Origin of the sequence: Corynebacterium sp. LaCa54 (assembly GCF_046717495.1) — a bacterium.
Lineage (GTDB): Bacteria > Actinomycetota > Actinomycetes > Mycobacteriales > Mycobacteriaceae > Corynebacterium > Corynebacterium kefirresidentii.
In genome coordinates, this window is the sequence record NZ_CP177115.1 from 395,684 (window position 1) to 418,016 (window position 22,333).

At 61.3% G+C, this 22,333-nt stretch carries 23 protein-coding genes and 3 pseudogenes; 13 read left to right on the plus strand and 13 right to left on the minus strand.

Annotated elements, in window-relative coordinates; genetic code table 11:
- Positions 1 to 138 precede the first annotated feature (138 nt).
- Positions 139 to 1,056: a hypothetical protein gene (locus tag ACLI1M_RS02040; RefSeq protein ID WP_248100345.1), complete on the minus strand. Its 918-nt coding sequence runs from the start codon at positions 1,054 to 1,056 to the stop codon at positions 139 to 141.
- Between the two features lie 529 nt (positions 1,057 to 1,585).
- Here ACLI1M_RS02040 and rplN point away from each other — a divergent pair.
- From rplN to rplE, 3 genes are read left to right on the plus strand one after another with little or no spacing between them, the layout of a single operon-like run.
- Positions 1,586 to 1,954, plus strand: coding sequence for a 50S ribosomal protein L14 (gene rplN / locus ACLI1M_RS02045; RefSeq protein WP_005322812.1), 369 nt, complete (start codon positions 1,586 to 1,588; stop codon positions 1,952 to 1,954).
- 4 nt (positions 1,955 to 1,958) lie between these two features.
- Positions 1,959 to 2,273, plus strand: a complete 315-nt coding sequence (rplX, locus tag ACLI1M_RS02050) for a 50S ribosomal protein L24 (RefSeq protein WP_023027809.1) — start codon at positions 1,959 to 1,961, stop codon at positions 2,271 to 2,273.
- A gap of 2 nt (positions 2,274 to 2,275) precedes the next feature.
- Positions 2,276 to 2,827 (plus strand): 50S ribosomal protein L5, encoded by a 552-nt coding sequence (gene rplE / locus ACLI1M_RS02055; protein ID WP_023020566.1) that lies wholly within the window; start codon positions 2,276 to 2,278, stop codon positions 2,825 to 2,827.
- A 58-nt stretch (positions 2,828 to 2,885) separates the two neighbouring features.
- Here rplE and ACLI1M_RS02060 read toward each other — a convergent pair whose 3' ends face one another.
- The 4 genes and pseudogenes from ACLI1M_RS02060 to ACLI1M_RS02075 form a co-directional block, all read right to left on the minus strand.
- Positions 2,886 to 3,464, minus strand: a complete 579-nt coding sequence (locus tag ACLI1M_RS02060; protein WP_248100343.1) for a hypothetical protein — start codon at positions 3,462 to 3,464, stop codon at positions 2,886 to 2,888.
- 108 nt (positions 3,465 to 3,572) lie between these two features.
- Positions 3,573 to 4,715 (minus strand): hypothetical protein, encoded by a 1,143-nt coding sequence (locus tag ACLI1M_RS02065; RefSeq protein WP_411706645.1) that lies wholly within the window; start codon positions 4,713 to 4,715, stop codon positions 3,573 to 3,575.
- Complete coding sequence (locus tag ACLI1M_RS02070) at positions 4,712 to 5,050, minus strand: AAA family ATPase (protein ID WP_034655739.1); 339 nt, start codon at positions 5,048 to 5,050, stop codon at positions 4,712 to 4,714. Before ACLI1M_RS02070 ends, ACLI1M_RS02065 begins: the two co-directional genes overlap by 4 nt.
- A 26-nt stretch (positions 5,051 to 5,076) precedes the next feature.
- Positions 5,077 to 5,457, minus strand: a pseudogene (locus tag ACLI1M_RS02075) (ATP-binding cassette domain-containing protein); the annotation flags it as partial.
- A gap of 126 nt (positions 5,458 to 5,583) precedes the next feature.
- On the opposite strand from ACLI1M_RS02075, the gene ACLI1M_RS02080 reads away from it, so the two are divergent.
- Entirely contained in the window at positions 5,584 to 6,369 is a 786-nt protein-coding gene (locus ACLI1M_RS02080) for a formate/nitrite transporter family protein (RefSeq protein WP_411706646.1), read from the plus strand.
- Between the two features lie 55 nt (positions 6,370 to 6,424).
- On the opposite strand, the gene ACLI1M_RS02085 is transcribed toward ACLI1M_RS02080, so the two are convergent.
- From ACLI1M_RS02085 to ACLI1M_RS02095, 3 genes are read right to left on the minus strand one after another with little or no spacing between them, the layout of a single operon-like run.
- On the minus strand, positions 6,425 to 8,893 hold the full coding sequence (locus ACLI1M_RS02085; protein WP_259825592.1) for a GNAT family N-acetyltransferase: 2,469 nt from the start codon (positions 8,891 to 8,893) through the stop codon (positions 6,425 to 6,427).
- Complete coding sequence (locus tag ACLI1M_RS02090; RefSeq protein WP_234288129.1) at positions 8,893 to 10,242, minus strand: lysine N(6)-hydroxylase/L-ornithine N(5)-oxygenase family protein; 1,350 nt, start codon at positions 10,240 to 10,242, stop codon at positions 8,893 to 8,895. Before ACLI1M_RS02090 ends, ACLI1M_RS02085 begins: the two co-directional genes overlap by 1 nt.
- A gap of 36 nt (positions 10,243 to 10,278) precedes the next feature.
- Positions 10,279 to 11,772, minus strand: a complete 1,494-nt coding sequence (locus tag ACLI1M_RS02095; RefSeq protein ID WP_200288269.1) for a pyridoxal phosphate-dependent decarboxylase family protein — start codon at positions 11,770 to 11,772, stop codon at positions 10,279 to 10,281.
- Between the two features lie 489 nt (positions 11,773 to 12,261).
- Here ACLI1M_RS02095 and ACLI1M_RS02100 point away from each other — a divergent pair.
- Positions 12,262 to 12,590: pseudogene (locus ACLI1M_RS02100) on the plus strand (3-hydroxyacyl-CoA dehydrogenase NAD-binding domain-containing protein); the annotation flags it as partial.
- A gap of 108 nt (positions 12,591 to 12,698) precedes the next feature.
- Complete coding sequence (locus ACLI1M_RS02105) at positions 12,699 to 13,160, plus strand: 3-hydroxyacyl-CoA dehydrogenase family protein (protein WP_316349567.1); 462 nt, start codon at positions 12,699 to 12,701, stop codon at positions 13,158 to 13,160.
- Here the strand turns inward: ACLI1M_RS02105 and ACLI1M_RS02110 are convergent.
- From ACLI1M_RS02110 to ACLI1M_RS02125, 4 genes and pseudogenes are all read right to left on the minus strand, one after another.
- Positions 13,057 to 13,599 (minus strand): hypothetical protein, encoded by a 543-nt coding sequence (locus ACLI1M_RS02110; protein ID WP_023020577.1) that lies wholly within the window; start codon positions 13,597 to 13,599, stop codon positions 13,057 to 13,059. The genes ACLI1M_RS02105 and ACLI1M_RS02110 overlap by 104 nt on opposite strands.
- Complete coding sequence (fdhD, locus tag ACLI1M_RS02115; RefSeq protein ID WP_023020578.1) at positions 13,596 to 14,426, minus strand: formate dehydrogenase accessory sulfurtransferase FdhD; 831 nt, start codon at positions 14,424 to 14,426, stop codon at positions 13,596 to 13,598. The genes ACLI1M_RS02110 and fdhD overlap by 4 nt, the downstream gene beginning before the upstream one ends.
- Entirely contained in the window at positions 14,426 to 14,671 is a 246-nt protein-coding gene (locus ACLI1M_RS02120; protein WP_200288268.1) for a DUF6457 domain-containing protein, read from the minus strand. Before ACLI1M_RS02120 ends, fdhD begins: the two co-directional genes overlap by 1 nt.
- Before the next feature lie 77 nt (positions 14,672 to 14,748).
- Positions 14,749 to 17,040 (minus strand): annotated as a pseudogene (locus tag ACLI1M_RS02125) (FdhF/YdeP family oxidoreductase).
- A 306-nt stretch (positions 17,041 to 17,346) separates the two neighbouring features.
- Between ACLI1M_RS02125 and rpsH the strand changes: the two are divergent.
- From rpsH to ACLI1M_RS02160, 7 genes are all read left to right on the plus strand, one after another.
- Positions 17,347 to 17,730 (plus strand): 30S ribosomal protein S8, encoded by a 384-nt coding sequence (gene rpsH / locus ACLI1M_RS02130; protein WP_005322799.1) that lies wholly within the window; start codon positions 17,347 to 17,349, stop codon positions 17,728 to 17,730.
- Positions 17,731 to 17,745: 15 nt separating this feature from the next.
- Entirely contained in the window at positions 17,746 to 18,282 is a 537-nt protein-coding gene (gene rplF, locus ACLI1M_RS02135) for a 50S ribosomal protein L6 (RefSeq protein WP_023020585.1), read from the plus strand.
- A 3-nt stretch (positions 18,283 to 18,285) separates the two neighbouring features.
- Positions 18,286 to 18,687: a 50S ribosomal protein L18 gene (gene rplR / locus ACLI1M_RS02140; RefSeq protein WP_005322788.1), complete on the plus strand. Its 402-nt coding sequence runs from the start codon at positions 18,286 to 18,288 to the stop codon at positions 18,685 to 18,687.
- A 40-nt stretch (positions 18,688 to 18,727) separates the two neighbouring features.
- Positions 18,728 to 19,351 (plus strand): 30S ribosomal protein S5, encoded by a 624-nt coding sequence (gene rpsE / locus ACLI1M_RS02145; protein ID WP_023020586.1) that lies wholly within the window; start codon positions 18,728 to 18,730, stop codon positions 19,349 to 19,351.
- A gap of 3 nt (positions 19,352 to 19,354) precedes the next feature.
- Entirely contained in the window at positions 19,355 to 19,540 is a 186-nt protein-coding gene (rpmD, locus tag ACLI1M_RS02150; RefSeq protein WP_023020587.1) for a 50S ribosomal protein L30, read from the plus strand.
- 3 nt (positions 19,541 to 19,543) lie between these two features.
- Positions 19,544 to 19,990 (plus strand): 50S ribosomal protein L15, encoded by a 447-nt coding sequence (gene rplO, locus ACLI1M_RS02155; RefSeq protein WP_005322777.1) that lies wholly within the window; start codon positions 19,544 to 19,546, stop codon positions 19,988 to 19,990.
- Positions 19,991 to 20,229: 239 nt separating this feature from the next.
- Positions 20,230 to 20,718, plus strand: a complete 489-nt coding sequence (locus ACLI1M_RS02160) for a hypothetical protein (RefSeq protein WP_023020588.1) — start codon at positions 20,230 to 20,232, stop codon at positions 20,716 to 20,718.
- A 109-nt stretch (positions 20,719 to 20,827) separates the two neighbouring features.
- On the opposite strand, the gene ACLI1M_RS02165 is transcribed toward ACLI1M_RS02160, so the two are convergent.
- Complete coding sequence (locus ACLI1M_RS02165) at positions 20,828 to 22,330, minus strand: FAD-binding oxidoreductase (protein WP_248100334.1); 1,503 nt, start codon at positions 22,328 to 22,330, stop codon at positions 20,828 to 20,830.
- Between the last annotated feature and the right edge of the window lie 3 nt (positions 22,331 to 22,333).

The window sequence follows — 22,333 nt, forward strand, 5'->3', positions numbered from 1 at the left end:
ATTTCAATCTTGTAGGGGCTTCGTTTTCCGTTTACGTGGATCCTGTTTTTGACGAAACAAAACTGCGCCGGCCGGGCCGAAGCCCGACCGGCGCAGCCAGTCTCAATTCAGTTTCCTATTTACTAGGAAGGCTCTTGCTTAAGCGAAGAACTTGCAGCGTGCGGCGAAAGCGCCAGCAGCGACCATTGCAGCTACGGCCAGAGCAGCCAGAGCCTGTGCAACGGAGTTGGAGCCGGTCTCAGCGGACATACCACGTGCGGAGTCTGCGGACTCGCCAGCAGCTGGTGCAGATGGAGCGGAAGGAGCGTCAGCCTGAGCAGCGTCGCCCTCAGCGAGCTGACCGACCTGGGCGATAACTTCGTCCTTGTTAGCGTTCAGCATCTGCTCGGAAGCAGCCTTTTCCTCAGCGGTCGGTTCCTGGTTCTTGCGTGCCTCGTCCTTGACGTAGGTCTTGCCGTCCTGGGAAAGGTACCAGGTGATGCCACCGATGATCAGTGCAGCTGGCAGTGCCAACCAAGCCAGCTTATTCTTGTCGAATTCAGGCTTCGAATCCTCAGACAGGAACGCCTCAGCGTAAGAATTGCGCATCTCGTCGGTGATCTCTTCATTCACCAGAGCTGGGTCGTTGACGTAAACCTTCGGATCCTTCAGGCTCTGGTACCACTCGTTGCCCTCGGCGTCCTTCTTCGTAGCTGGAGCAGGGATACCTTCTTTGTTGGAGCTCTCGGAGTCAGTCCCCTCGGCGTCGGCTGCGCCTTCAGTGTCAGTCTCGTTTCCAGGGGTCTCAGGATCAGCGCTTTCACCATCCTTTGACTGCTGACGCTCCCAGATGGCGCGAGCTTGATCCTCAGTGAGGGTAGGTACGGTGTCCTCGCCGGCTGGGTTCTCAAAGCGGTTGCGTGGTGCGTAGCTGCCGTCGGGCTGCTTGTCGTAGGTAATGCCATTGGTCTCGATGGAAGCCGGTAGTGGCATCTGAGCCTGGGCAATAGCTGCGCCGCCAAAGGCGAGTGCGCCGGTCAGTACAGCAGCAGTCAGGGTCTGTGGCAAACGCTTCATGTGTTTCTCCTTCGGGAAATATGGGAAAGAGCAAAGAAACGTCTTTCGCGGGCAAATACCAGTAGTCACAGAATTTGCAGTTGTTGCATGAAAATCAGAAGTTAACTGAAATTCTCATGCGTTACAGCAGTGAAAGATCAAACCATTAGAATGGCTGCGCGATGGACTTTGCACTGAGCGTTGTTAAAGTGTGGTTCATATGTGCAGATTGTGGCGATGATTTTGGAGCCTATGCGTGTCGTAGTATTCGAAATAAGAGGCCGAGGGGTAAGTGGGTGTACTGACGGAAACATATGTGGAGGTAGGGGGCGTCGGTAATCACTAAGCGGCGTTTTGGTATGGGCGCTGGCGTGTGGTTGAATGTATAGGTTGCAAAAGCTGGTCGGCCCGTAGTGGTGCGTTTCCGAACCGCCGGTCCGAGACCCTTCGGCACAGTCCGTTGTCAAGGCTTGAGCATCGCAAGTTTGTAGACCGCGTGCGGCAAGGACGGAAATCTTACCGCACATCAATCCAGGTCAGGAGACCCATAGTGATTCAGCAAGAATCGCGTCTGCGCGTCGCCGACAACTCTGGTGCACGTGAACTGCTGTGCATCCGCGTTCTCGGCGGCTCTGTCCGACGCTCCGCTGGCATCGGCGACGTCATCGTCGCGACTGTCAAGGACGCTGTCCCAGGTGGCAACGTCAAGGAAGGCGACGTAGTTAAGGCAGTTATCGTCCGTGCGAAGAAGGAAACCCGTCGTCCAGACGGCTCCTACATTCGCTTTGACGAGAACGCTGCAGTTGTTCTCAAGGGCGATAGCGAGCCTCGTGGTACCCGTATCTTCGGACCGGTTGCTCGCGAACTTCGTGACAAGCGTTTCATGAAGATCGTTTCTCTCGCACCGGAGGTGATCTAGTCTTATGAAGATCCATAAGGGAGATATGGTGATCGTCATTTCGGGCCCAGATAAGGGCGCGAAGGGCAAGGTCATCGAGGCATACCCAAAGCGTGACAAGGTCCTCGTAGAGGGCGTTAACCGCATCAAGAAGCACGTCGCAAACTCTGCTGCCGAGCGTGGCGCCGAGTCCGGCGGAATCGTTACCCAGGAAGCACCGATCCACGTGTCCAACGTTGCGATCGTTGACTCCGAAGGCAACCCGACCCGCGTGGGCTACCGTTTCGACGAGAACGGCAAGAAGGTCCGTATCGCGCGTAGCAACGGGAAGGACATCTAAAAATGAGCGAGAACTACACCCCGCGTCTGAAGACTCGCTACCGCGAGGAAATCCGCAAGACCCTGAATGACGAGTTCAAGTACGACAACGTCATGCAGATCCCTGGTGTCACCAAGGTTGTCGTCAACATGGGTGTTGGCGAAGCCGCACGTGACTCCAAGGTCATCAACGGCGCACTCGAGGATCTGACCGCTATTACCGGTCAGAAGCCGCAGCTGCGTCGCGCTAAGAAGTCCATCGCGAACTTCAAGCTTCGTGAGGGCATGCCCATTGGCGCACGCGTTACCCTGCGCGGCGACCGCATGTGGGAGTTCCTAGACCGCCTGCTGACCATCGCGCTGCCACGTATTCGTGACTTCCGCGGTCTGTCTGATCAGCAGTTCGACGGCCACGGCAACTACACCTTCGGCCTGTCCGAGCAGTCCATGTTCTACGAGATCGACATCGACAAGATCGACCGCCCTCGTGGTATGGACATCACCGTCGTTACCACCGCTACTAACGACGACGAGGGCCGCAAGCTCCTGCGCGAGCTCGGCTTCCCGTTCAAGTAAATAGCGCTTGAGGCATTCCCCCGGCACTCCGAAAGGAGGCCGGGGGAATTTTTTGGTTTTAGTGCCGTCGGTGAAGCCACGCAGCCGCGCCTACAAGGAAGATAGTGGCGCACACGATGGCAATGATGGGAGACATACTTTGGCCGAGGGAATTGCCCAACGGCGTGGTTTCGCCCAAGTACCAGGGAAAAAGGAGCGCCAGCAACGACAGGGGGAGCGCAATTCCCGCAGATGCCTTCGAGTCCAGTGCGCTACGCAGCGTTAACGCGACGCCAACCGCAGCGAGACAGAAAAGGATCGTGGATGCTGAATGAATAGGTACTACCCCAATGAATAATCCGAATCCGAACACAGCGGTCCACGCTGCGGTAGCTGCACCCAACAAGGCAGTTTTCTCCTTGCGTAGCGAACGGGCCGTGCTCGTGGCCTCGTATTTCTCATCCCATGAACTATTCAGCAACGCCAGTATGGAGCCTGCGACGAGCAGTGGCAGCAGATTGAAAACGAATACGGGACGGTTCAGTGGCGCTCCGAAGAGCTGTGGAACGGCCAAGTTATCCAGGAACTGCGCTACCACGCCAAGGCAGAGGATTAAAAAGAACTCCGGCCAACGGCGAAGTCTCAGGTAGGGACTCATTGTGCAACCCCCAGCGGTGGTAGCTCGGAGCTGCACGTCTGCATGGTGTGAATAAAGGGAGCCAGAGCCACGGCTTGCTCTGCGGGCGAACGGTGAGAAAGCTCGTTTTCAATCCAGGCGCGCGCAGGAGTAGTTGAACTTTGTGCGCTGAGGGTAGTAAACCTGTCGTCCTCCGCTCTGAACGCATACGTGGCCCAGTCCGAAAGTACCTGGTGTGCGTTGCGAGAGGCAGAAGTTTCTTCGCAGGGGGCGCTGAGAGCGCAGCGCCGCAGCTTGAGCCTCATAAACCCGCGTGTACAGGGCCGCTGGGCTGGCCACTGTGTGGGACAACTCCGTGGCGTGATCGGAGCCGGGTTGACCGTATGTGCCGGTGAGGGGAGGAAGGCCGGCGTCGACAAGCATCTGCGTGAATTCCTGCCAGTGCGCGTCTGCGGCTACGACGAGTTCGTGATCTTCTGGCCAACTGCAGTATCGCTGTTTGTTCGCATCCCGGGTGCAGCTTGCCGACGCCTCCGTGGTGTCCCGTGCCCGCGTACCTTGGGGCCCCACTGCGGCGGAGCCAACAGCGGCGATGGTGATGATGGCGAGGAGAGTCAGCGCGGTGTAACGCGGGGCAGGGTGGTGGCGTGTCAGTGCGGCAAGGACACAGGCGCTTAAGGCCGCTACCATGACGGCAGAAATTGCGACCGAAGCCACCCGTCGCTGCCGTGCTATCAGCTCGTACCCATTGCCGGGGAAGAAAAGAAAGCGTAGGGAAGCCGGCGTGGAATCCGCACACGCCGATACCACGCACAAAGCTAGCGTGAGCAGTGCTGCGAGTAACGCGGCGAGAAGCCGGCGCCGGACAAAGACACCCAAACCCGCACCGAGAACCGCACACAACACAACCCACACAAGGCTGCTAATGATGACGAGGAACCATGGCGAGCTGCCCACGGGTGCGGTATAGACAAACCCTGCCAGGATCATGAAGTCGATAAGAATGCTGGCCAGTCCCCATGCCAGCGCCAGGCCGACGAGAAGTACTGCTGTGCGGGCGCGCGAGGTGGATGTGGAGCGTAGAAACGTGGCGTCCTGGCTTCCTGCGTCCCATGCAGCAATACTTTCGAGAAGTACGCCCGTAGCCGCGGCGACAACCGCGCAGATTGCGGTGGCCTCTGGCCAGGAACCGGCGACGTTACTGCCCCGCGCAGAGGCAAAACTCAGCAGTGCGGTGAAGAGTACAACAGGAATGAAGCGAACGTGTCTCACAAAGCAGCCCCTCCCCGTGCCCCGTCGGTAGCTTGTTCGGTGACGGCGCAGAATCCTTGTTCTACGGAGCCGTACCTTTCGATGAAATCTGCAACAGAAGAATCGACTGCGATGCACCTACGATGAAGAATGAGCGTGCGATCGGCGGAGTCCATATCAGCCGCGACGTGCGTAGACATGAGGACAGTGGTGCCGTTCGAAGCCATGTCACGCAGTGCGCGGATGAGTGAGGATCGTTGGTGTGGGTCGAGACCTGCGGTGGGTTCGTCGAGAAGCAGTACATCTGGCTCGTGGACAATGGCCCGCCGCGACCATGGCGCGGCGCTGCATTCCACCGGACATCGCGCAGGCGGGTAGTGCTGTGGTCCTCCAAGCCAATTATCCGCAAGGCATTTACCGCGTGCTGGCGTGCTGTCGCGCGGTCTAGTCCGCGCAGCCAGCCAACGTCTGCTACGAAATCCACTGCGCGTTGCGCCGGATCAAACACACTGCGTTGCGGAACCCAGCCGACACGTTGCCGCCACGAGTCGGAACGGCGGACGTCTTCACCGCCCACGAAGATGGTTCCTGTTGGCGGGCGTAGCTCACCGGCGATGAGCTGCATGAGCGTGCTTTTCCCCGCGCCATTTGCGCCGAGAAGGACGGTGAGCCCTGGGGCGAGGTCGAAGGATATATCGCGAACAACCTTAGTGCGGGCGGAGTAGCCGTAGCTGAGGTGCTGGACAGACAGGAAGGGTGTCATTCCCGCCAGTTTTTCTTAAGTGAAAAGTGATTGCAATTGGTTGCTGAAGATCAGGGATTCACCTGCGGTGCGTGCGGCGGAGTACGATACAAAGGTCTCTGAAATCTGAACCGTACGAGGTACTTGATGTCCTTGAATGATGCTGCCGCAGCAGCCGTGACGAAGAAGGTCACGCTCCTAGAGCAATCTTTCTCCCGCTTTGCTGTCCGTTCTACTTTGGCCGGCGTGTACCTGGCGATCGGTACGGCATTTGCTGCGGTGATGGGTATGGGCGTCGAGAAGCATGTGGAAGGCCTCGGTTCTCTGGTCTTTGCCTGCCTGTTCGGTTTGGGCCTTTTTGCCATCGTCATTCTGGGCGCGGACCTAGCCACCGGCAACATGATGTACATGGTCTACGGCGCCGTGAAGAAGCAGGTGGGCTGGGGAAAGGCGCTGTGGCTCCTCGCAGTCACCACGCTATTCAACCTAGTTGGCGCCGTGCTTTTCGCCGCAGCCATGGGTATGTCCGCCAAGCTCGGCGGCATCGACCCAAATCACCTTATCGTCGACCTCGCGATGGGCAAGCTCCTCAAAGGACCAGGCGGCATGTTCGTGGAGGCCATACTGGCCAACTTCGTGGTCAACATGGCGATTATCGGCGCTATCTTTGCCAAAGACATTGCCTCCAAGTTCTTCGTCATCGTGCCGATCATCGCCTGCTTCGTGGGCTTGGGCCTCGAGCACGTCATCGCGAATTTCTGCCTGATGACCCTGACCTTCTTCTGCGCCAGCCCGCTACCGGAAGGTTTTACCCTTTGGGTGGTGTTGGCCAATTGGTCCATCGTGTGGGTAGGAAACCTCATCGGTGATGGCTTCCTAATTGGTGGCGTGTACGCCTGGCTTAACTCTGGCCCGGAAGCGTATCGCGACTAAGCTGCGGCGTAGTACGCGAGAAGGCCAACCCCGCACGAGCGGGGTTGGCCTTTACTTATCGCGCCGTCGATTCTGGAGAATGCAACGGGTTGTCCATGTCCCCGGCGTAGATGAGCGAGGACTCCTGGTCGCCCAAGTTCACCATCGATAACGGGTTGCGTAACTGCAAGCGGTTGAGGCACGAGTGCTTGAACTGCGGCGCGAGCACCGGAAGTTTCTCCAGCGTGCCGGGGAAGCGGCGTTCGTAATCCAGTACGACTTCACGGCAGGTGAGCCAAAATTCGGTCTCAGTGAGCAATCCCTCCCGGTCGAAGAGCGCGGCGAGGTGGCGCAGCACGCCGTCGAGGACGTCGGTGTGGATAGATAGCGCGCGCTGGGCACCGGTGAAGTCGCCGTGATCGACCTGCAGGCGCTCTAGTCCCGCAGGCATGTCCACGCGGGCGTCAACGACCGCGGCCTCTTCCCCCAGGTCCTTGAAAAACGCGCCGACGGGCGCGCCGTTGTCGAGCTCGAGGATGACATTCTCGCTGTGCGGCATGAACACGATTCCGTACTGGGCGAGCGCGTGGAGGACTGGGACAAGGTACACGTCGAGCAGCTGACGCAGCCATTCTTGCGGCGGTAGACTCGATTGCGCGATCCACTCGGCGGCGAGTGACTCTCCTGCCGGGTCGACGTAGAGGCAGCCCGCCAGGGTCACGGCCACGCTCGTGGCGGATAGCTGCGGCACGGGCGAGTCGCGCCACAGCGCGGAGAGCATTTTCTCTCGCCCGCTTGTTGAGTCCGCGGGCAGCGGGTGGCGGTGGTAGGTGTCGCCGCGGTAGCCTACGGCGACGATTTCTTTGAGCAGACGCACGTTGCAGGCCCGGAATTCCGGATCGACATTGAGCTGTTGGGCTAACCAATCGTTGATGGCGGGCGTGGTTTCCATGTACGCCGGCGAGAGCCCGCGGACGAACCCCATGTTGCGAATGCCCACGGCAGTCTTGACATAGGGCAGCGCCGGGCGCGAGTGGTTGAAGAACGTCCGCAGCGACTGCTGGGGGCGAAATAGGTCGCTGCTGGTGCCGATGTACACCAGATCCCGGGAAATGAGCTGGGCGAAAAAGATCGTGGAGATGCAGTTGTCCCACTGCCACGGGTGCAGCGGCAGCGGCACATAGTCATCCGGGTCGCAGCCCAATTCTGCGAGCGCCTGCTCATAGCGCGGCTCGAGGTCTCCGAGCTGTTCGGCGAAGAACCCGGCTAGGTCCGCGACGTCTTCTGATGCCGCCACCACGCAGTGCTCCCGCTTGGCGGCGAGCCACACGATGTGTACGTCGGCTCCCGCCTCCGGCGCGTAGGCGCGTAGCTCGGTAAGGCTCATCCCGCCGCGCCCCGAATTCGCGAGGAACCCGGGGTGCCCCTCATACATTGCTGACTCAGCGGAGACGAGATAGTCCGCCTGGGCATTCGCGCGCTCCTGGGCGCTGGCGGCGAGCTGCGGTGCGCGCAAGCTTTGCGCGGCGGGGCGAGTCGCGAGGGCGCGGGCACGGCCGGCGAGGGTCGCCTGAATTTCTTCGATGTAGGTGTGCAGGAACCCCGGTTCTATGCCCAGCTGTTCTGCGGCCCCGGCGATGAGCTCAGCCAGGTGCAGCGGGGCGGCATCGGCAGCTTCGATGCTTTCGGGGACGACTTCGAGATGCTCCAGCCCGTACTGGTGGGCCGAAAAGCTCAGCTCCCGCGGCCCCAAGTGGACCGACCATCGTTCTGAGTCCGGGTGAAAGCTCGGCGTCAGCAGTCTTTCATGGCTAAATTCGCGGATGGCCTTGGCGATGAGCTGGCGCTCAGCGGTCTCGGCCGCGCACAGCGCATTCGCCACCGGCGACAGCGAGGCGCGCGCGGCAGCCGCTGAGGAATAGAAGTCTGAGGCAGTACAACGCTGCACCCGTGCCGTCTTCGTGTGCCCGCCTTGAAGCAGGCGGACCTCGTTAAGTCCCGGCACATCAAGGAAGCCGGCCTCGGCGTTCTTGCGGTGAATTGCGCCATTGGCTACGTCGGGCTCCACGAGGAGTTCGCGGAAACCTCGGCAGTCGATGAGCCAGCGGATGACCGCGGCGAAAAGGCTGCTGGTTAGCCCAGAAACGTGGGCACCGGCCGGCGGGGCGACGAGGAAGTGCAGTCCGCGTAGTGGCTCTTCCAGCGTCAACTCCCTGACACCAGCAGCCTCCGAGCTAGCAGCCCCGGCCAACACCGAGTCCAGCACCACGCGGCGCGGGTCGTAGTCCTCGACGATGCCCATCGGTCTGCGCGGGGCGGCAGGGTACGGGCGCAGCTCGAGGATCCAGGCTTCTTCGTGCGGGGAGGCGCGGAGCCGGTCGTATTCGACGGCGACGTCGTTGACGCTGGCCTGTTGCATGCCCCAGAACGCGCAGTGAGGATCGGTGAGCCACCCGTGAACGAGCTCGGTGTCGCCGGGGGTGAGCGGGCGAAGGCGCACCGTGCCGTGGGGAGTGAAGATTTCGTCACGTTCGGTATTGAGCATTACTGACCCCCGAAGGTCTGGAAGGCGACGGAACGCTCGATGGGATAGTACTCGCGGCCGGTGATGGCCTTGAGAATAATGGAGTTCCTCCACGGTCCCATCCCGAGATCCGGCGCGATGAGCGAATGAAGGTGTTCCTCGGCGTTTTGGACGAAGAGCGACTGGGCGGCGTCGATGGCGAACTCGGGATCGATGGCCAGGCGCCCGGCCGTGTCGAACTGGACTTCTTCGCGTGCGGTCTCCAGGAAGCTGGGGAAGAGCGGGGCCTTGTAGCCGGTGGCGAGCACCAGCGCGTTTGTCGCGTGCGTGCGGGTTTCGCCGGTCTCGCCGTGGGTCAACGTCAGCTGGAACGGGGCGGACGCGTCTGCGTCGCATAGCGCCGCGCTCCAGCCGGCTAGGAGCGTCGAGGCGAATGGGCGCGGCAGGCCCTTCGTGATGGACAACCGGTAGTAGGTGTCGTAGATGTGATTGACGAGCTGGCCGGAGATTCCCTTGTAAAGATTGCGCTGCTCGCGGTTGAGCCGGTCGCGCGTCGCGGCGTCCAGGCCGCGGAAGAACTGCGCGTACTCGGGGCTAGTCATCTCGAGGGTGAGCTTGGTGTATTCCATGGGGAAGAAGCGCCCCGAGCGGGTGACCCAGTCCAGCCGCGTGCCCTGGTACGCGGCAGGTTCCATGAGATTGGCGTAAATCTCGGCCGCGGACTGCCCCGACCCGATGATGGTGACGGACTCCTGGGCGAGCAACTCCTCCTTGTGCTCAAGATAGTCCGCCGAGTGTACGGCGAGCCCGGCTTCCGGCGCAGCCCGCAGCTCGGCGGGAATAAACGGTATGGTGCCCACTCCGACCACGACGTTGCGGCTGAGCACCGTGCAGGTGTCCCGTGGCCCGTTGACGGTGACCTCCCACAGATCGTCGACGCGGCGCACCGACGTCACCGTGGAGTTCCACTCGAGCGTGCTCAGCTGCTGGGAGACCCAGGTGCAGTAATCGGAGTATTCCTCGCGCAGCGGGTTGAAATCCTCCTTGATGTAGAATTGGTGGATGCGCCCTTGCTGCTTGCAGTAGTTGAGGAAACTGTACGGGCTCGTGGGGTCGGCGAGGGTGACCAGATCGGCCATGAACGGAACCTGGATCGTCGTCCCAGGAATCATCATCCCGGGGTGCCAGCAAAATTCCGCGCGCGAATCGAAGAACGCCGCGCGCAGCGCGCCGCCGTCAACCAGCGGCTGGCTCAGCGCCGCCAGGCCCAGGTTGAACGGCCCGATCCCGATGCCCACCAGGTCATAGGGCTTAATGCTAGATTCGGCATCAGCGGCGGCGGCAGTGCGGGCGGTGGTGGAAGAAGACATTACAAACTCCTGTTTTAAGTTTCTGTGGGTCGTGGTCTAGCGCGCGGGTTGTACCGCGAGAGCGCTGGGGCTCGGTTGAGCGTTGGCTTGGTCGACGGCGTCCATCTCGCGTTCGATGAGCCCGAGGATCGCGTCGATATCTGTGCCACGCAGCTGCGGATCGAGAATGGTGAACTTCCAGCACGGCGCGCCCTCGAAGGTGGTGGTCGCGACAATCACGTCGCCCCGCTCGAGCAAGCGCTGGCGGACGATGTGGACGAGGCTGGCGGGGGCATCGGCAGGCGTAAACAGCACTGTGGAAAGCTCCGGTGTGGCGCGCAGTGCAAAGCGTGGATGGGCGTCGACGCGCCGGGCGGCATCGCGGGCCGCGGCGCAGCAGGCGTCGAAGGCCTCCCCGAGGGCGTCGGCGCCGTGGGTGCGCAGCGTCATCCAGAGCTTGAGCGCGTCGAAGCGACGCGTGGTTTGGAGCGAGAAGTCTGCGAGATTGTGGTCGGTGGCGTCTTCGGGGTTGAGGTAGTCCGCGTGCCACGACACGAGGGCGCAGTCGGCGGGATCGCGCAAGAGAATCGCGCTGCAGGCCACCGGCTGGAAGTAGCCCTTGTGGAAGTCGACGGTGACGCTATCGGCCGCGTCCATGCCGCGCAAACGGTGCCGTTGCGTGGGTGAGAGCAGCAGGATGCCTCCGTACGCGGCGTCGACATGCAAGTGCACCCCTGCGTGGCGGCAGACCTTGGCGATGCTCTCTAGCGGATCGATGGTGCCGCGGTCGGTTGCCCCAGCGGTGGCCACGACGGCCATCGGCGTGTAGCCGTCCGCCACGTCGGCCGCGATGCGCCGGGCGAGATCAGCTGCGTCGAGTCGGTGTTCGGCATCCGATTCGATAGTGATGACGGCGGTGTCCGCGAGCCCAAGGAGGTGGGCGGCGCGCAACACGGAGTAGTGGGCGTGGCTGCTGGTGTAGAGGCGCAACTGGGAAAGTCCCTGCACGCCTTGAGCGCCCAGCGCCTTTTCGCGCGCAATGTAGAGCGCCTGCAGATTGGATTGCGTACCACCGGACGTAAAGACCCCGCGGGTGCGGGAATGCGGGTCTTCCGGCCAGCGCAGCTTGCGCGCGAAGAACTCGAGGAGGTGGCCTTCGATTGCGGCGGCGCTCGAGGCCTGATCCCAGCTTTCGACCGCGGTGTTAACTGTGGTGGCGAGCAGATCCGCGCCCACGGCGGTGGCGGTGATCGGACAGTTGAGGTGGGCGATGTAGCGCGGGTGGTGGTACCACACGGCGTGGTCGAGCCAGAGTTCGCAAAGCTCAGCCAACGCGGCGTCGAATGTACCAATTGGGTGCTCGAGGTCAACGCGTGTGACGGCCGCTGCTGTCTCATGGGCGTTGCGACCGGAGCGTGGCGCGTCGCCCTCGGCGAGATACTGCGTGAGGGTGTGCTGGCTGTGGTGGATGATTGTGTTTAATGCAGTCGGATCGGCTCTTACGAAGGAATCGACGAAAGGGGCCGGTCTCTCGTGACGAATTTTGTGCATGTTAGGATACCCTAACATAGAGTAGGCTACGGTAAAATTATTTAATGGAAAGTGGTGCCGCGCGCGGGCACGCTGCGGTGATCCGTGGTCACGGCGGGATGTATTTGCTGCACCGGCTCGGGGAAGGGTGCGAAAGCACTGGTCTGATGCGCAGTGCGCGGGGTCGACGGCTGAGGTCTCGGGCATAGCAGGAGCGGCACAGGGGCGAGTAGAAGGAATGGGCGTGCGGTGCATTTCTACGGGTTGGTTGCGGGCGCAGGACGTGGCGAGGGTGGGATGTGGAAAAGCGTCTTTCACTTCGGACAAGGCCGAGGCGGGATAAATCAATTCTTGTAGACCTTTTGTGTGGCGGTGGCCATACAACAAACCGTGTGGCCGCGAGCCAGAAGGCCCAGGCTAAAAAACATGAAGACAGCATTGCTTGTAGGTGGCGGCCTGATCGGTTTCTCGTTTGCCCAGCGCTTCGTCGACGCGGGGTGGCAGGTGCGCATGACAGACGTGCGCGCAGAACTCGCGGACGCGGTGGCGCAGGAGTTCGGGGACAAGGTTCGGTTCTCGACAAACCTGGAGGATCTCACGGACAGCGTCGATTTCGTCCAGGAAGCAGGGCTGGAGTCGCTGGAGTTCAAGCACAAGATCTTCGCACGGCTGGCGGGACTTACCGATGCCGCCATCCTCGCCAGCTCGACCTCAGCCATCCTTCCTTCCAAGAGCGCGGCAGACAATCCCGCAGCCGAGCGGATCGTCATCGGTCACCCGTTCACCCGCCGGCACTCATGCCGGTTCTCGAAGTCGTGCCGGGACCGGAGACCGCGCCGGAGACGGTCGAACGCGCGCTGGAGGTCTACCGAGAGCTCGGCTTCGAGCCCAGCGCGATGAAGAAGGAAATCCCCGGATTCGTGGGCAACCGCATTCAAAAGGTCGACATGTGGGAGGCGATTTCACTCGTGCAACAGGGGGTCATTGACGCGAAGGACCTCGACACGATTTTGCGCAACTCGCTGGGGCTGCGCTACGCGGCCACAGGCCCGTTCGAGTCCAACCGTTTGGGCGGCGGCCCCGAGGGCATCAAGTCGACTATCGAACATATCGCGGGAGCCTGGGAGACCGAGCCTGTCGCCGGAGTGCCCGACATGTCGCATCTCGACGAGGTGTACGCGCAAGTCGATGTCCCTACGACAACTACGCCGAGACCTTCGAGTCCGGCACCCGCCGCCGCAATGCGCTGCTGCGCGGCTTCCTCGACGTGCGCGCTGCACACTAGCGCTTACTCGGCGCGCGGAGTTATTCGGGGCGCAGGATGCGCTGGGCGACCTCGACATCAGGGTTCGCCGCGCGCAGGGCGTCGAGGATGTCATCTGCCGCCAGGCGCAGATCGTCGTCCGTGAGCGGATCCAAGGCCTCGAGGATATAGAGCACGCTGGTGGTCTCCGGCGTGGGCTGGACTCGGTGCTCGGGCCGGAAGCGCCGCGCGGCACTACCCGCGGCATCGCGCACCGTAGCGGTGCCTACCTCGATGCGCACTAGGCCCGCGAAGCCATCGAGGGCGAACGCCGTGACAGGCAGCTCGAAACGGCGGGCGACGGCGTTGCCGAGGGCAACTACGGGGGCATCGGAAGGCTGGGCGCCCAGATCAAAAAGCGCGGGATCGAGCCCGGCGTTCTGCCACGCCGTGCGCCACGCGGCGACATGGGGCTGGAATGCTGACGGGGCGGCGGGGGTTTCGGCAACCGGGGAAGTGACGTTGCGTGCGGCGATGAGCAGCGCGCGGTAGTCGGGGCGCGGGGTGTCCAGCTCGACGTTGACAAGGAAATCGATAAGGCTCATTTCAGGTCTCCCGAGTAAAGGTTGAAGCGGTCGCCGCGTGCGAAACCGACGAGTGCCATGCCGGTTTTGCGGGCAGTGTCGACGGCGAGCGAGGAGGCTGCCGATACCGCCACGAGCTGGCAGAAGCCCGCCATCGCAGCCTTCTGCACGAGCTCGAAGCTGGCGCGCGAGCTCATCACGAGGATGAGATCGCTGGCCGGAAGCAAGCCCTCCATGAGCAGGTGGCCGATGACCTTGTCCGCGGCGTTGTGGCGGCCGACGTCTTCTCGGATGACGATGGGCTCGCCACCCAGCGTGAAGGCGCCAGCGGCGTGGATGCCGCCGGTCTTGCGGAACTGCTTCTGGCCCTCGCGCAGCCTATCCGGCAGCTGGGCGATAACGAGCGGGTCGACCGGCACGTGGGGGATGGGGTAACGGGTCTTCTTGGCTAGCTCCTCGATGGACGAGGTACCGCACACGCCGCACGCGGAGTTGGTGAGTGTTAGGCGCAGCTCTTTGAGCGAGATGACGTTGTCGTCGCGCATCTCAATGTCGAGGAGGTTGTAGGTGTTGACACCGTCGCGGGTGGTGCCCTCGCAGTACTTGGCGGACTCGATGTCGCGGGCGGCCTGGATGTGGCCCTCGGAATGGAGGAATCCATGGGCGAGCTCAACGTCGTGGCCCGGGGTGCGCATGGTCGTGGTGAGAGTCTGGCCATCGACGCGGATTTCGAGCGGCTCCTCGCCAGCGACGGTATCGGCGCGGGTATCGACCTGGGTGACCTGCGTGCGCTCCTCGTTGAGGCGGACCTTGGTGACCGCGAACTTGGAGGTGGTGCGGCCCGCCACTACTGCACGGCTTCCTTGAGCTTGGCGATGTTGGCGCGGGCTTCCTCGACGTCTTTGCTGGCCAGACCGACCACGAAGGCGGTGAGCGGGGCGGCCGGGCGGGAGCGATAGTGCGCGACGTCCTTGGTGAGATCGAGCAGCTCGCGCACCAGCGCCGTGGCGTCGTGCGGATCGAGATCCAGCGTCGTTGCGACCTCTTCAAGCCACTCGTGCGCGGTCTGGATGGGGTCTTTGTCTTCAGTCATGAACTCAACTGTAGTCGCGGCCCTGCCTACAACCGCGAAAGTCCCGCTCGCGACGGGACTAACGGGGGTGCGGCGACTTAGAAGTCGTTCGCGTTCTTGCCGGTCGGTTCCAGACGGACAATGAGGGACTTGGAAACGGGAGTCTCGGAGTCCTTAGTCATCTCTTCCACAGGCACGAGGATGTTGAGCTCAGGGAAGTAGCCGCCCACGTAATCCTTGGCGATGTCGTACTCGACCAGGCGGAAGTTCGGCGCGACGCGGCGGCCCGAGGCGTACTCGGAGACAACGTCGACGATGTCGCCGTCCTTGAGCCCGCGCTCGGCCAGGTCCTTCTTGCGGATGAAGATGACACGGCGTCCACCGCGCACACCGCGGTAGCGGTCAACCAGGCCATAGGAGATGGTGTTGTACTGGTCGTGGCTGCGCACCGTGGTCAGCAGCAGCTGGTCGCCCTCAAGCTCGATGGTGTCGGTGGCATTGATGGTCAGCTGGGCCTTGCCGTCCGAGGTGTTGAAGATGCGTTCGCGGGCCGCGTGCGGGAGCATGAAGCCGCTGGGGCGTTTGAGGTGCTCGTTGTAGTTCTCAAAACCAGGGATGACGTTCGCGATGTGATCACGGATGACATCGTAGTTGTCCATCATCGGGCGCTAGAAGGCGTCGCCGAATGCACGCTCGCCGATGCCGCAGATGATCTGCATTTGGGAGTGGAGATTCAGGTCGCGGTTTCCGCGGCGCTTCGGGAAGGACGCGGAAACCTTGGAGTCCGATGCCTCGACAGAGACCTTCTGCGGGCCCGAGGCCTGAATGTCGACATCGGTGCGGGAGCGCACCGGCAAGATAAGCGACTTCTCACCCAGCCACGCACACGTGCGGTTGAGCTTGGTGAGCATGTGGGCCGACTGCTAGGTGGCAGAAATGCCGTCTTCAAGCGCCGTCGTGTCCGACATCGCGCGGATGTAGTTTCCGCCCAGTGACAGGAAGAAATCGACGTTCTTTTCGCGCAGCTGGATACCCGCGCCAGTGGAAGAAACGCCGTGCTCGCGCGGAACGTCGAAGCCAAATTTTTCTTCCATGTTGGCCAGGAACCACTCCGGCATCTTCTACGAGATGCCCATCGTGCGGTCACCCTGGACATTGGAGTGGCCACTGAACGGGCCGGAGCCCGCGCCGGGCTTGCCGTAGTTGCCGGTGAGCAGTAGGAAGTTCATCATTTCCTGGATGGTGGCCACCGCGTTGCGGTGCTGGGACACGCCCAGCGTCCACGCGAGAACAACCGTCTCGGACTTCTCCACGTAGTCGACGATGTTCTTGACCTCGGCCTGGGAGACTCCGGATCCGCGGGAAAGGGCGGCATCGTCAAGCGAATTAAGGTGCGCGATGGTCTCGTCGACGTTGGAACAGAACTCCTCCAAGAACTTGCGGTCGAGCAAGTCGCGGCGAATGACCTCGCGGTTGATCTGCTGGAACAGCGCGCGGTCGCCGTCGAGGCGAACCTGGACGTACTCGTCGCTAATCTTGTCGGCCACGCCGAGGGCGCCCTTGACGGACTGCGGCTCCTTGAACTTCATTAAACCAGTCTCCGGCATGGGATTGATAATGATGAACCTGCCGCCGTTTTCCTTCTGCTTCTTAAAGGCGGTCAGCGAGCGCGGGTGGTTGATACCCGGGTTCTGGCCCACGGAGATGATGTGTTCCGTGTTGTATATGTCTTGCATGACGATGGAGCCCTTGCCCACGCCCACGGTCTTGGCGAGCGCGACACCCGTGGAGTCGTGACAGAGGTTCGCGCAGTCCGGCAGGTTATTGGAGCCGTGGCGGCGGCCCAGCACACCGAAGATGAAGGCGGACTCGTTGACGGCCGTGCCGGAGGTATAGAAGATGGCGCGGTTCGGGTCCGTGGCCTTGAGCTGCTCCGCGATGAGGTCGTAGGCCTCGTCCCAGGAGACGGGGTGGTACTTCTCGTCGCCGAGCGAGCGGTCGCAGAGCATGGGCTCGGTGAGACGGCCGAGCTGGTTGAGCTCCTAGTCCGGCATCTCGCGCACCTGCCGGACGGTGGTGTTGGCGAAGAACTCGCGGGACACGCGCTTGGACGTGGTCTCCTGGGCGATGGCCTTGGCGCCGTTCTCACAGAACTCGACGAAGTTGATGTCGCCCTGCCCCGGCTCCGGCCAGGCGCAGCCGGGGCAGTCAACGCCTCCATGCTGGTTCATTTTCAGCAGCGGCACGAGGCCGTGGTTCGGGATTGCCTTCTCCATCGCGTGGTATACGCCGCCCACGCCTGCAGGCGCGGTGACGCGGTGGCCGATGCGTGGGTTGTCGAAGCGGTTAGCGACGGGATTGGCACGAGAAACTGTAACGTTTGGGGTCATGCCGGCAAGCTTGCCGATAAGCAGGGAGAATTTTGGAAAAGGCCAGGTCGACGTGTAATGTAAATGCTCGGACTCGTGCCCGCACGCTGTTTATGCAGCTCACATGGGGATGAGTACCCGCAATTCAAGAAGTTCATTTCAACTTTGTTGTAGGCCCCTCGCCGTAGATAGCGGACCGTTGTCTGAATTAAAGGGTGGCGAGCGCCTCACGGTACTGACCGTGGGGAGCGTGAGTAGCCCGAAATCACACGGAGAACGCTTTGGTGAGCACGGGAACCGCAACGAGAAAGGTACACGGTCACTCATATGACTATGACTGATCCTATTGCCGACATGCTGTCGCGCGTGCGCAACGCAAGTAATGCGCACCATGACACCGTGTCGATGCCTACCTCCAAGCTGAAGGCAAATATTGCCGACATCTTGAAGCAGGAAGGCTACATCGCTGACTACACCGTCGAGGGCCACACCCTGTCCCTCGAGCTGAAGTACAACAACCGCGAGCGCTCCCTGTCTGGCCTGCGTCGCGTGTCTAAGCCGGGTCTGCGTGTGTACGCAAAGTCCACCGAATTGCCGCAGGTTTTGGGCGGCCTGGGCGTGGCTATTATTTCCACGTCCCACGGCGTGCTGACTGACCGTCAGGCTGAGGAGAAGGGCGTAGGCGGAGAAGTTCTCGCCTACGTCTGGTAAAGGGAGGTTTGACACATGTCTCGAGTCGGTCTAGCACCAATCGCCGTGCCAAACGGCGTCGAAATCAAGATCAACGGCCAAGACGTTGAGGTGAAGGGCCCAAAGGGTACCCAGAGCGTTAACGTTCCAGAGCCAATCGCCATCAACCTGGAAGACGGCGTACTGTCCGTCTCCCGCCCTGATGACCACCGCAAGCACCGTGCTCTGCACGGTCTGTCCCGCTCCCTGCTGAACAACGCCGTTATCGGCGTGACCGAGGGCTACACCATCAAGATGGAAATCTTCGGTGTCGGCTACCGTGTCCAGCAGAAGGGCAAGGACCTGGAATTCAGCCTGGGCTACTCCCACCCGATCCTCATCGAGGCTCCGGAGGGAATTACCTTCGCAGTGGACGGCGCAACCAAGCTGTCCATTACCGGTATTGACAAGCAACTAGTCGGACAGATCGCCGCTAATATCCGTCGTCTGCGTAAGGACGATCCTTATAAGGGCAAGGGTATTCGCTACGAAGGCGAGCAGATCCGTCGCAAGGTCGGAAAGACGGGTAAGTAAGCAATGGCAAACACTGAAAACACCAAGCGCACTCCAGTCGGCAAGGACATCTCCTCCCGTCGTCGCGAAGCACGCGCACGCCGTCACTTCCGTATCCGTAAGACCCTGCGCGGCACCCCTGAGGCACCGCGCCTGGTTCTTCACCGCTCCTCACGTCACATGCACGTCCAGGTCATCGATGACCTGGCAGGCCACACCCTGGTCTCCGCATCCTCCATGGAGGCGGACGTTCGTGCACTCGAGGGCGATAAGAAGGCCAAGGCTGCCAAGGTAGGCGAGCTGGTTGCCGAGCGCGCAAAGGCCGCTGGCATCGAGCACGTCGTATTTGACCGCGCAGGCTACAAGTACCACGGCCGCGTCGCTGCGCTGGCTGACGCCGCACGTGAAGGTGGTCTGAAGTTCTAATGATCATCGTCAACGGAAACATCAACGGAAGGAACGCCTAATGTCGGACCGTGAACAGCGTGACGGCGGACGCTCCGCCGAGAACAACAAGAACAACCGCGGTGGCAACGGCCGCCGCAACGATCGTCGTAACCACCAGGACAACGAGCGCGATAAGTACATCGAGCGCGTTGTGACCATCAACCGCGTCTCCAAGACCGTTAAGGGTGGCCGCAACATGTCCTTCACCGCTCTCGTCGTCGTTGGTGACGGCCAGGGTCAGGTTGGCGTTGGCTACGGCAAGGCCAAGGAAGTCCCGGCCGCAATCCAGAAGGGTGCTGAAGAGGCTCGCAAGAACTTCTTCCGCGTTCCGATGATTGCCGGCACCATCACCCACCCGGTTGAGGGTCGCGACGCAGCTGGCATCGTTATGATGAAGCCTGCCGCACCTGGTACCGGTGTTATCGCCGGTGGTGCTGCTCGTCCAGTGCTTGAATGCGCTGGCGTGCAGGACATCCTGTCGAAGTCCCTGGGCTCCGACAATGCACTCAACGTCGTCCGCGCTACCGTGGACGGCCTCAAGCAGCTGGTCCGCCCTGAAGAGGTTGCCGCACGTCGTGGCAAGTCCATCGAAGAGGTCACCCCGGCCCGTATGCTGCGCAAGCGCGCAGGTCAGGAGGCATAAGCAATGGCTCTGAAGATTACACAGGTAAAGGGCCTGGTGGGCACCAAGCCGAACCACCGCAAGAACATTGAGGCCCTCGGCCTCAAGCGCATCGGTCAGTCCGTAGTTAAGCAGGACACCCCGATCGTTCGCGGTATGGTTCACAAGGTTCGCCACCTGGTCACCGTCGAAGAAGTGGCAGGGGAGTAAACCATGGCTGATATCATCAAGCTGCACGACCTGCGCCCAACCGCAGGAGCAAATAAGCCTAAGACCCGCGTTGGCCGCGGTGAGGCATCCAAGGGTAAGACCGCTGGTCGCGGTACCAAGGGCACCGGTGCTCGTAAGCAGGTTTCCGCTGCTTTCGAGGGTGGCCAGATGCCGATCCACATGCGTCTGCCTAAGTTGAAGGGCTTCAAGAACCCGAACCATGTTGAGTACCAGGTAGTCAACGTTGCTGACCTGGCTGAGAAGTTCGCAGATGGCGGCGACATCACCGTTGCTGACATCGCAGCTGCTGGCCTGGTCCGCGCTAATAAGCCGGTCAAGGTTCTGGGCAACGGCGACATCAACGTTAAGTTGAACGTCACCGCTGACAAGTTCTCCAAGTCTGCTGTTGAGAAGATCGAGGCTGCTGGCGGATCCGCCAACACCAAGTAATCTCTTTCAAGTAGATTTTCGTCCCCCTCTCCGCACCAGCGGAGCAGGGGGACGATTTCGTTTGGTAAGCGCCCTGGTGCCGGTATAGAGCGCAGTACCTTGGTTATGGACACAATTGGTGCTGGAAATAGCTGACAGGAAACCTTTATTAATAAATAAGGTTGCCGGTATGGCGATATATATTCATGAGTGTTAAAGTCAATCTTAGTTGAAAATCATCTACCGTTAAGGAGACTCTTATGTCGTCTATTTCTTCGCTGCTCGCAACCGCAGTCGCTGCCATCATGCCATTTGCCGGCTCTACCGGCCCAGTCGACGCCCAGGAACAGCTCTCCCAGCCGGATCCTGCTGAGACCACTCAGACCGCGCCTGCCGAAGTTGGCGAGCAGAACGCTCAGGACCAGCAGCCCGGCGCTCACGCTGAGAAGGGCCGTATCACCGGTGACAAGGAAGACGTCATCAACGGTGACGCAGAGGGTGCCGAAGAGGTCGATCCAGGGTTCAACGGTGGCAACCTGCAGAGCGGTAAGCTGGCCGTGCAGCGTGAGCTGGCCCTAGCTACCCAGGAGGCCGGCCACGAGTTCATGAACATCGAGTTTAAGGATGACCACTCTGCTCACCTGACCTTCCCGGAGACCTATAACCCGGAGAAGGATGAGGCAGCTGTGCAGCGCGTCATGGACGCCCTGAAGATCAACGGCTACGACAACATCACCGCGGCCTACTAAAGCGCGAGTGTCCCAAGACTTCGGGACGAAAAAAGAGGGTGGAACGCTCGGGGAGGGCGTTCCACCCTTTATGCTTTTCCAACCAGGGTAGGCGCGGGGGAGGGAAGGCCTAGGCCTCGTCTACGGTTTTTTCGTACAGGCCAGGGAAGCGGTCATCCGGATCGGTAACCGCTTTGATGGTGGCGGGAAGGTTGCCACCGTAGAGTTCTTCGAATTTTTCCCGGGAATAGAAGGCTTCAGAGTAAAGGGACTTGTGTCCGCCAAGCTCGTTGACCTTGGATTCAATGACGCGGTTGAAAGCGCCATTATTCGGGGCGGAAGGGTCGACGTGGTCGCCTTCTACGCCGGACCAAAAGCCAACATTGACCCAGGTCTGCCCGGGGCGAAGCGGGTAGAGCGGCCAGGGGTCGCTCGAGTTAGAGGCGAGGTCGCCGGTGCCTACTAGCTCTTCCACGCCATCGCGAAGTCGGATTGGACAGAGCCACACCGGCTGGATATCGGAAGCATTAAAGAACCAATGGAGGAATTCCGGCAGGTTTTCTGGAGTGACCTCGATATCTTGGACCACGCGTTCAGCACGTGGCTTGCCGTGGGGCTTTTTGATGAAGTTATATTCCAGCTCGTATTTGCGGTCGAGCCGGACCAATTTCCAATAAAAAGAACTGCGGCGCAATTCGCGCGGCCACACCTTGCGCACCTTCGGGTTCTGCGCGCCAAAGGCGCGCGAGCACCAGAACCAGTCGGTATCCCAGCGCCAGATATAGTCGCGGATGGTCAGGCGGTCGCGCCGAATGTCAGAGGCGTGCTGGAGGCTGCGGTAGTAAATCTTGTCCCGCGTGTAATCGGAGGTTGGGCCCTCCTCGTCGGTAAAGCGGGCGAAGACGAGGTAGGCCTCGTCCTCGGAGAAGACCACGCCGTCGAGGCCATGGACGGGCTCGCCGCGGTGCGTGTGGGAAGAGGCGACGTCGGCAAGCACGCGGCTCGCCTCCTCCACGGTGTGGAAACGCTCCTCGCGCAATTCCACATAGGCGGGCACGGGCTCTAACTCGATCTTCAGGCGCACCGCATAGCCCAGCGAGCCATAGGAGTTGGGGAAGAGACGGAAGAGATCCACATTCTGCTCGCGGGAGCAGGTAAGGATCTCACCCGTGCCGGTAAGCACGTCCATCTCGAGGACGGACTCGTGCGGCAAGCCATTGCGAAAGCTCGTGGATTCCACGCCCATGCCAGTAACCGCACCGCCCAAAGTAATGGTCTTAAGCTGCGGTACGACGAAGGGCATGAGGCCATGGGGAAGGGTGGCATCGACGAGGTCCTCATAGGTGCACATACCTTGCACATCGGCCGTGCGAGCAACCGGATCGACCTCGATGACGCTGCCCAGGCCGGATACGTCTAGGCCCTCTTGCTCCTCGCTACGGCTGCGGAAAAGATTAGAAGTTTTCTTGGCTAGGCGCACGCGCTTTCCGGCCGGTACGGCACGGAAGCTGGCGAGCAGCTTGTCGACGCCCTCCTGGTGCGCCGCCCACCCCACCGGCTCAATGGGCATGGCATCTACCGGGCGTGGTTGAGCGGAGGCAACGCGTTCGCGCAGATTATCAATGAGAGTCATAGC

Excerpts from the sequence above, each read along its gene's own strand:
- rplE (WP_023020566.1), top strand. The coding sequence starts at position 2,276 with ATGAGCGAGAACTACACCCCGCGTCTGAAGACTCGCTACCGCGAGGAA.
- ACLI1M_RS02095 (WP_200288269.1), bottom strand. The coding sequence starts at position 11,772 with ATGCACAAAATTCGTCACGAGAGACCGGCCCCTTTCGTCGATTCCTTC.
- ACLI1M_RS02110 (WP_023020577.1), bottom strand. The coding sequence starts at position 13,599 with ATGAGCCTTATCGATTTCCTTGTCAACGTCGAGCTGGACACCCCGCGC.
- ACLI1M_RS02080 (WP_411706646.1), top strand. The coding sequence starts at position 5,584 with ATGTCCTTGAATGATGCTGCCGCAGCAGCCGTGACGAAGAAGGTCACG.
- ACLI1M_RS02160 (WP_023020588.1), top strand. The coding sequence starts at position 20,230 with ATGTCGTCTATTTCTTCGCTGCTCGCAACCGCAGTCGCTGCCATCATG.
- rpmD (WP_023020587.1), top strand. The coding sequence starts at position 19,355 with ATGGCTCTGAAGATTACACAGGTAAAGGGCCTGGTGGGCACCAAGCCG.
- ACLI1M_RS02060 (WP_248100343.1), bottom strand. The coding sequence starts at position 3,464 with ATGAGTCCCTACCTGAGACTTCGCCGTTGGCCGGAGTTCTTTTTAATC.
- ACLI1M_RS02120 (WP_200288268.1), bottom strand. The coding sequence starts at position 14,671 with ATGACTGAAGACAAAGACCCCATCCAGACCGCGCACGAGTGGCTTGAA.
- rplO (WP_005322777.1), top strand. The coding sequence starts at position 19,544 with ATGGCTGATATCATCAAGCTGCACGACCTGCGCCCAACCGCAGGAGCA.
- ACLI1M_RS02090 (WP_234288129.1), bottom strand. The coding sequence starts at position 10,242 with ATGTCTTCTTCCACCACCGCCCGCACTGCCGCCGCCGCTGATGCCGAA.
- rplF (WP_023020585.1), top strand. The coding sequence starts at position 17,746 with ATGTCTCGAGTCGGTCTAGCACCAATCGCCGTGCCAAACGGCGTCGAA.
- rpsE (WP_023020586.1), top strand. The coding sequence starts at position 18,728 with ATGTCGGACCGTGAACAGCGTGACGGCGGACGCTCCGCCGAGAACAAC.
- ACLI1M_RS02040 (WP_248100345.1), bottom strand. The coding sequence starts at position 1,056 with ATGAAGCGTTTGCCACAGACCCTGACTGCTGCTGTACTGACCGGCGCA.
- ACLI1M_RS02105 (WP_316349567.1), top strand. The coding sequence starts at position 12,699 with ATGTGGGAGGCGATTTCACTCGTGCAACAGGGGGTCATTGACGCGAAG.
- rpsH (WP_005322799.1), top strand. The coding sequence starts at position 17,347 with ATGACTATGACTGATCCTATTGCCGACATGCTGTCGCGCGTGCGCAAC.
- ACLI1M_RS02165 (WP_248100334.1), bottom strand. The coding sequence starts at position 22,330 with ATGACTCTCATTGATAATCTGCGCGAACGCGTTGCCTCCGCTCAACCA.
- rplX (WP_023027809.1), top strand. The coding sequence starts at position 1,959 with ATGAAGATCCATAAGGGAGATATGGTGATCGTCATTTCGGGCCCAGAT.
- rplR (WP_005322788.1), top strand. The coding sequence starts at position 18,286 with ATGGCAAACACTGAAAACACCAAGCGCACTCCAGTCGGCAAGGACATC.
- ACLI1M_RS02085 (WP_259825592.1), bottom strand. The coding sequence starts at position 8,893 with ATGCTCAATACCGAACGTGACGAAATCTTCACTCCCCACGGCACGGTG.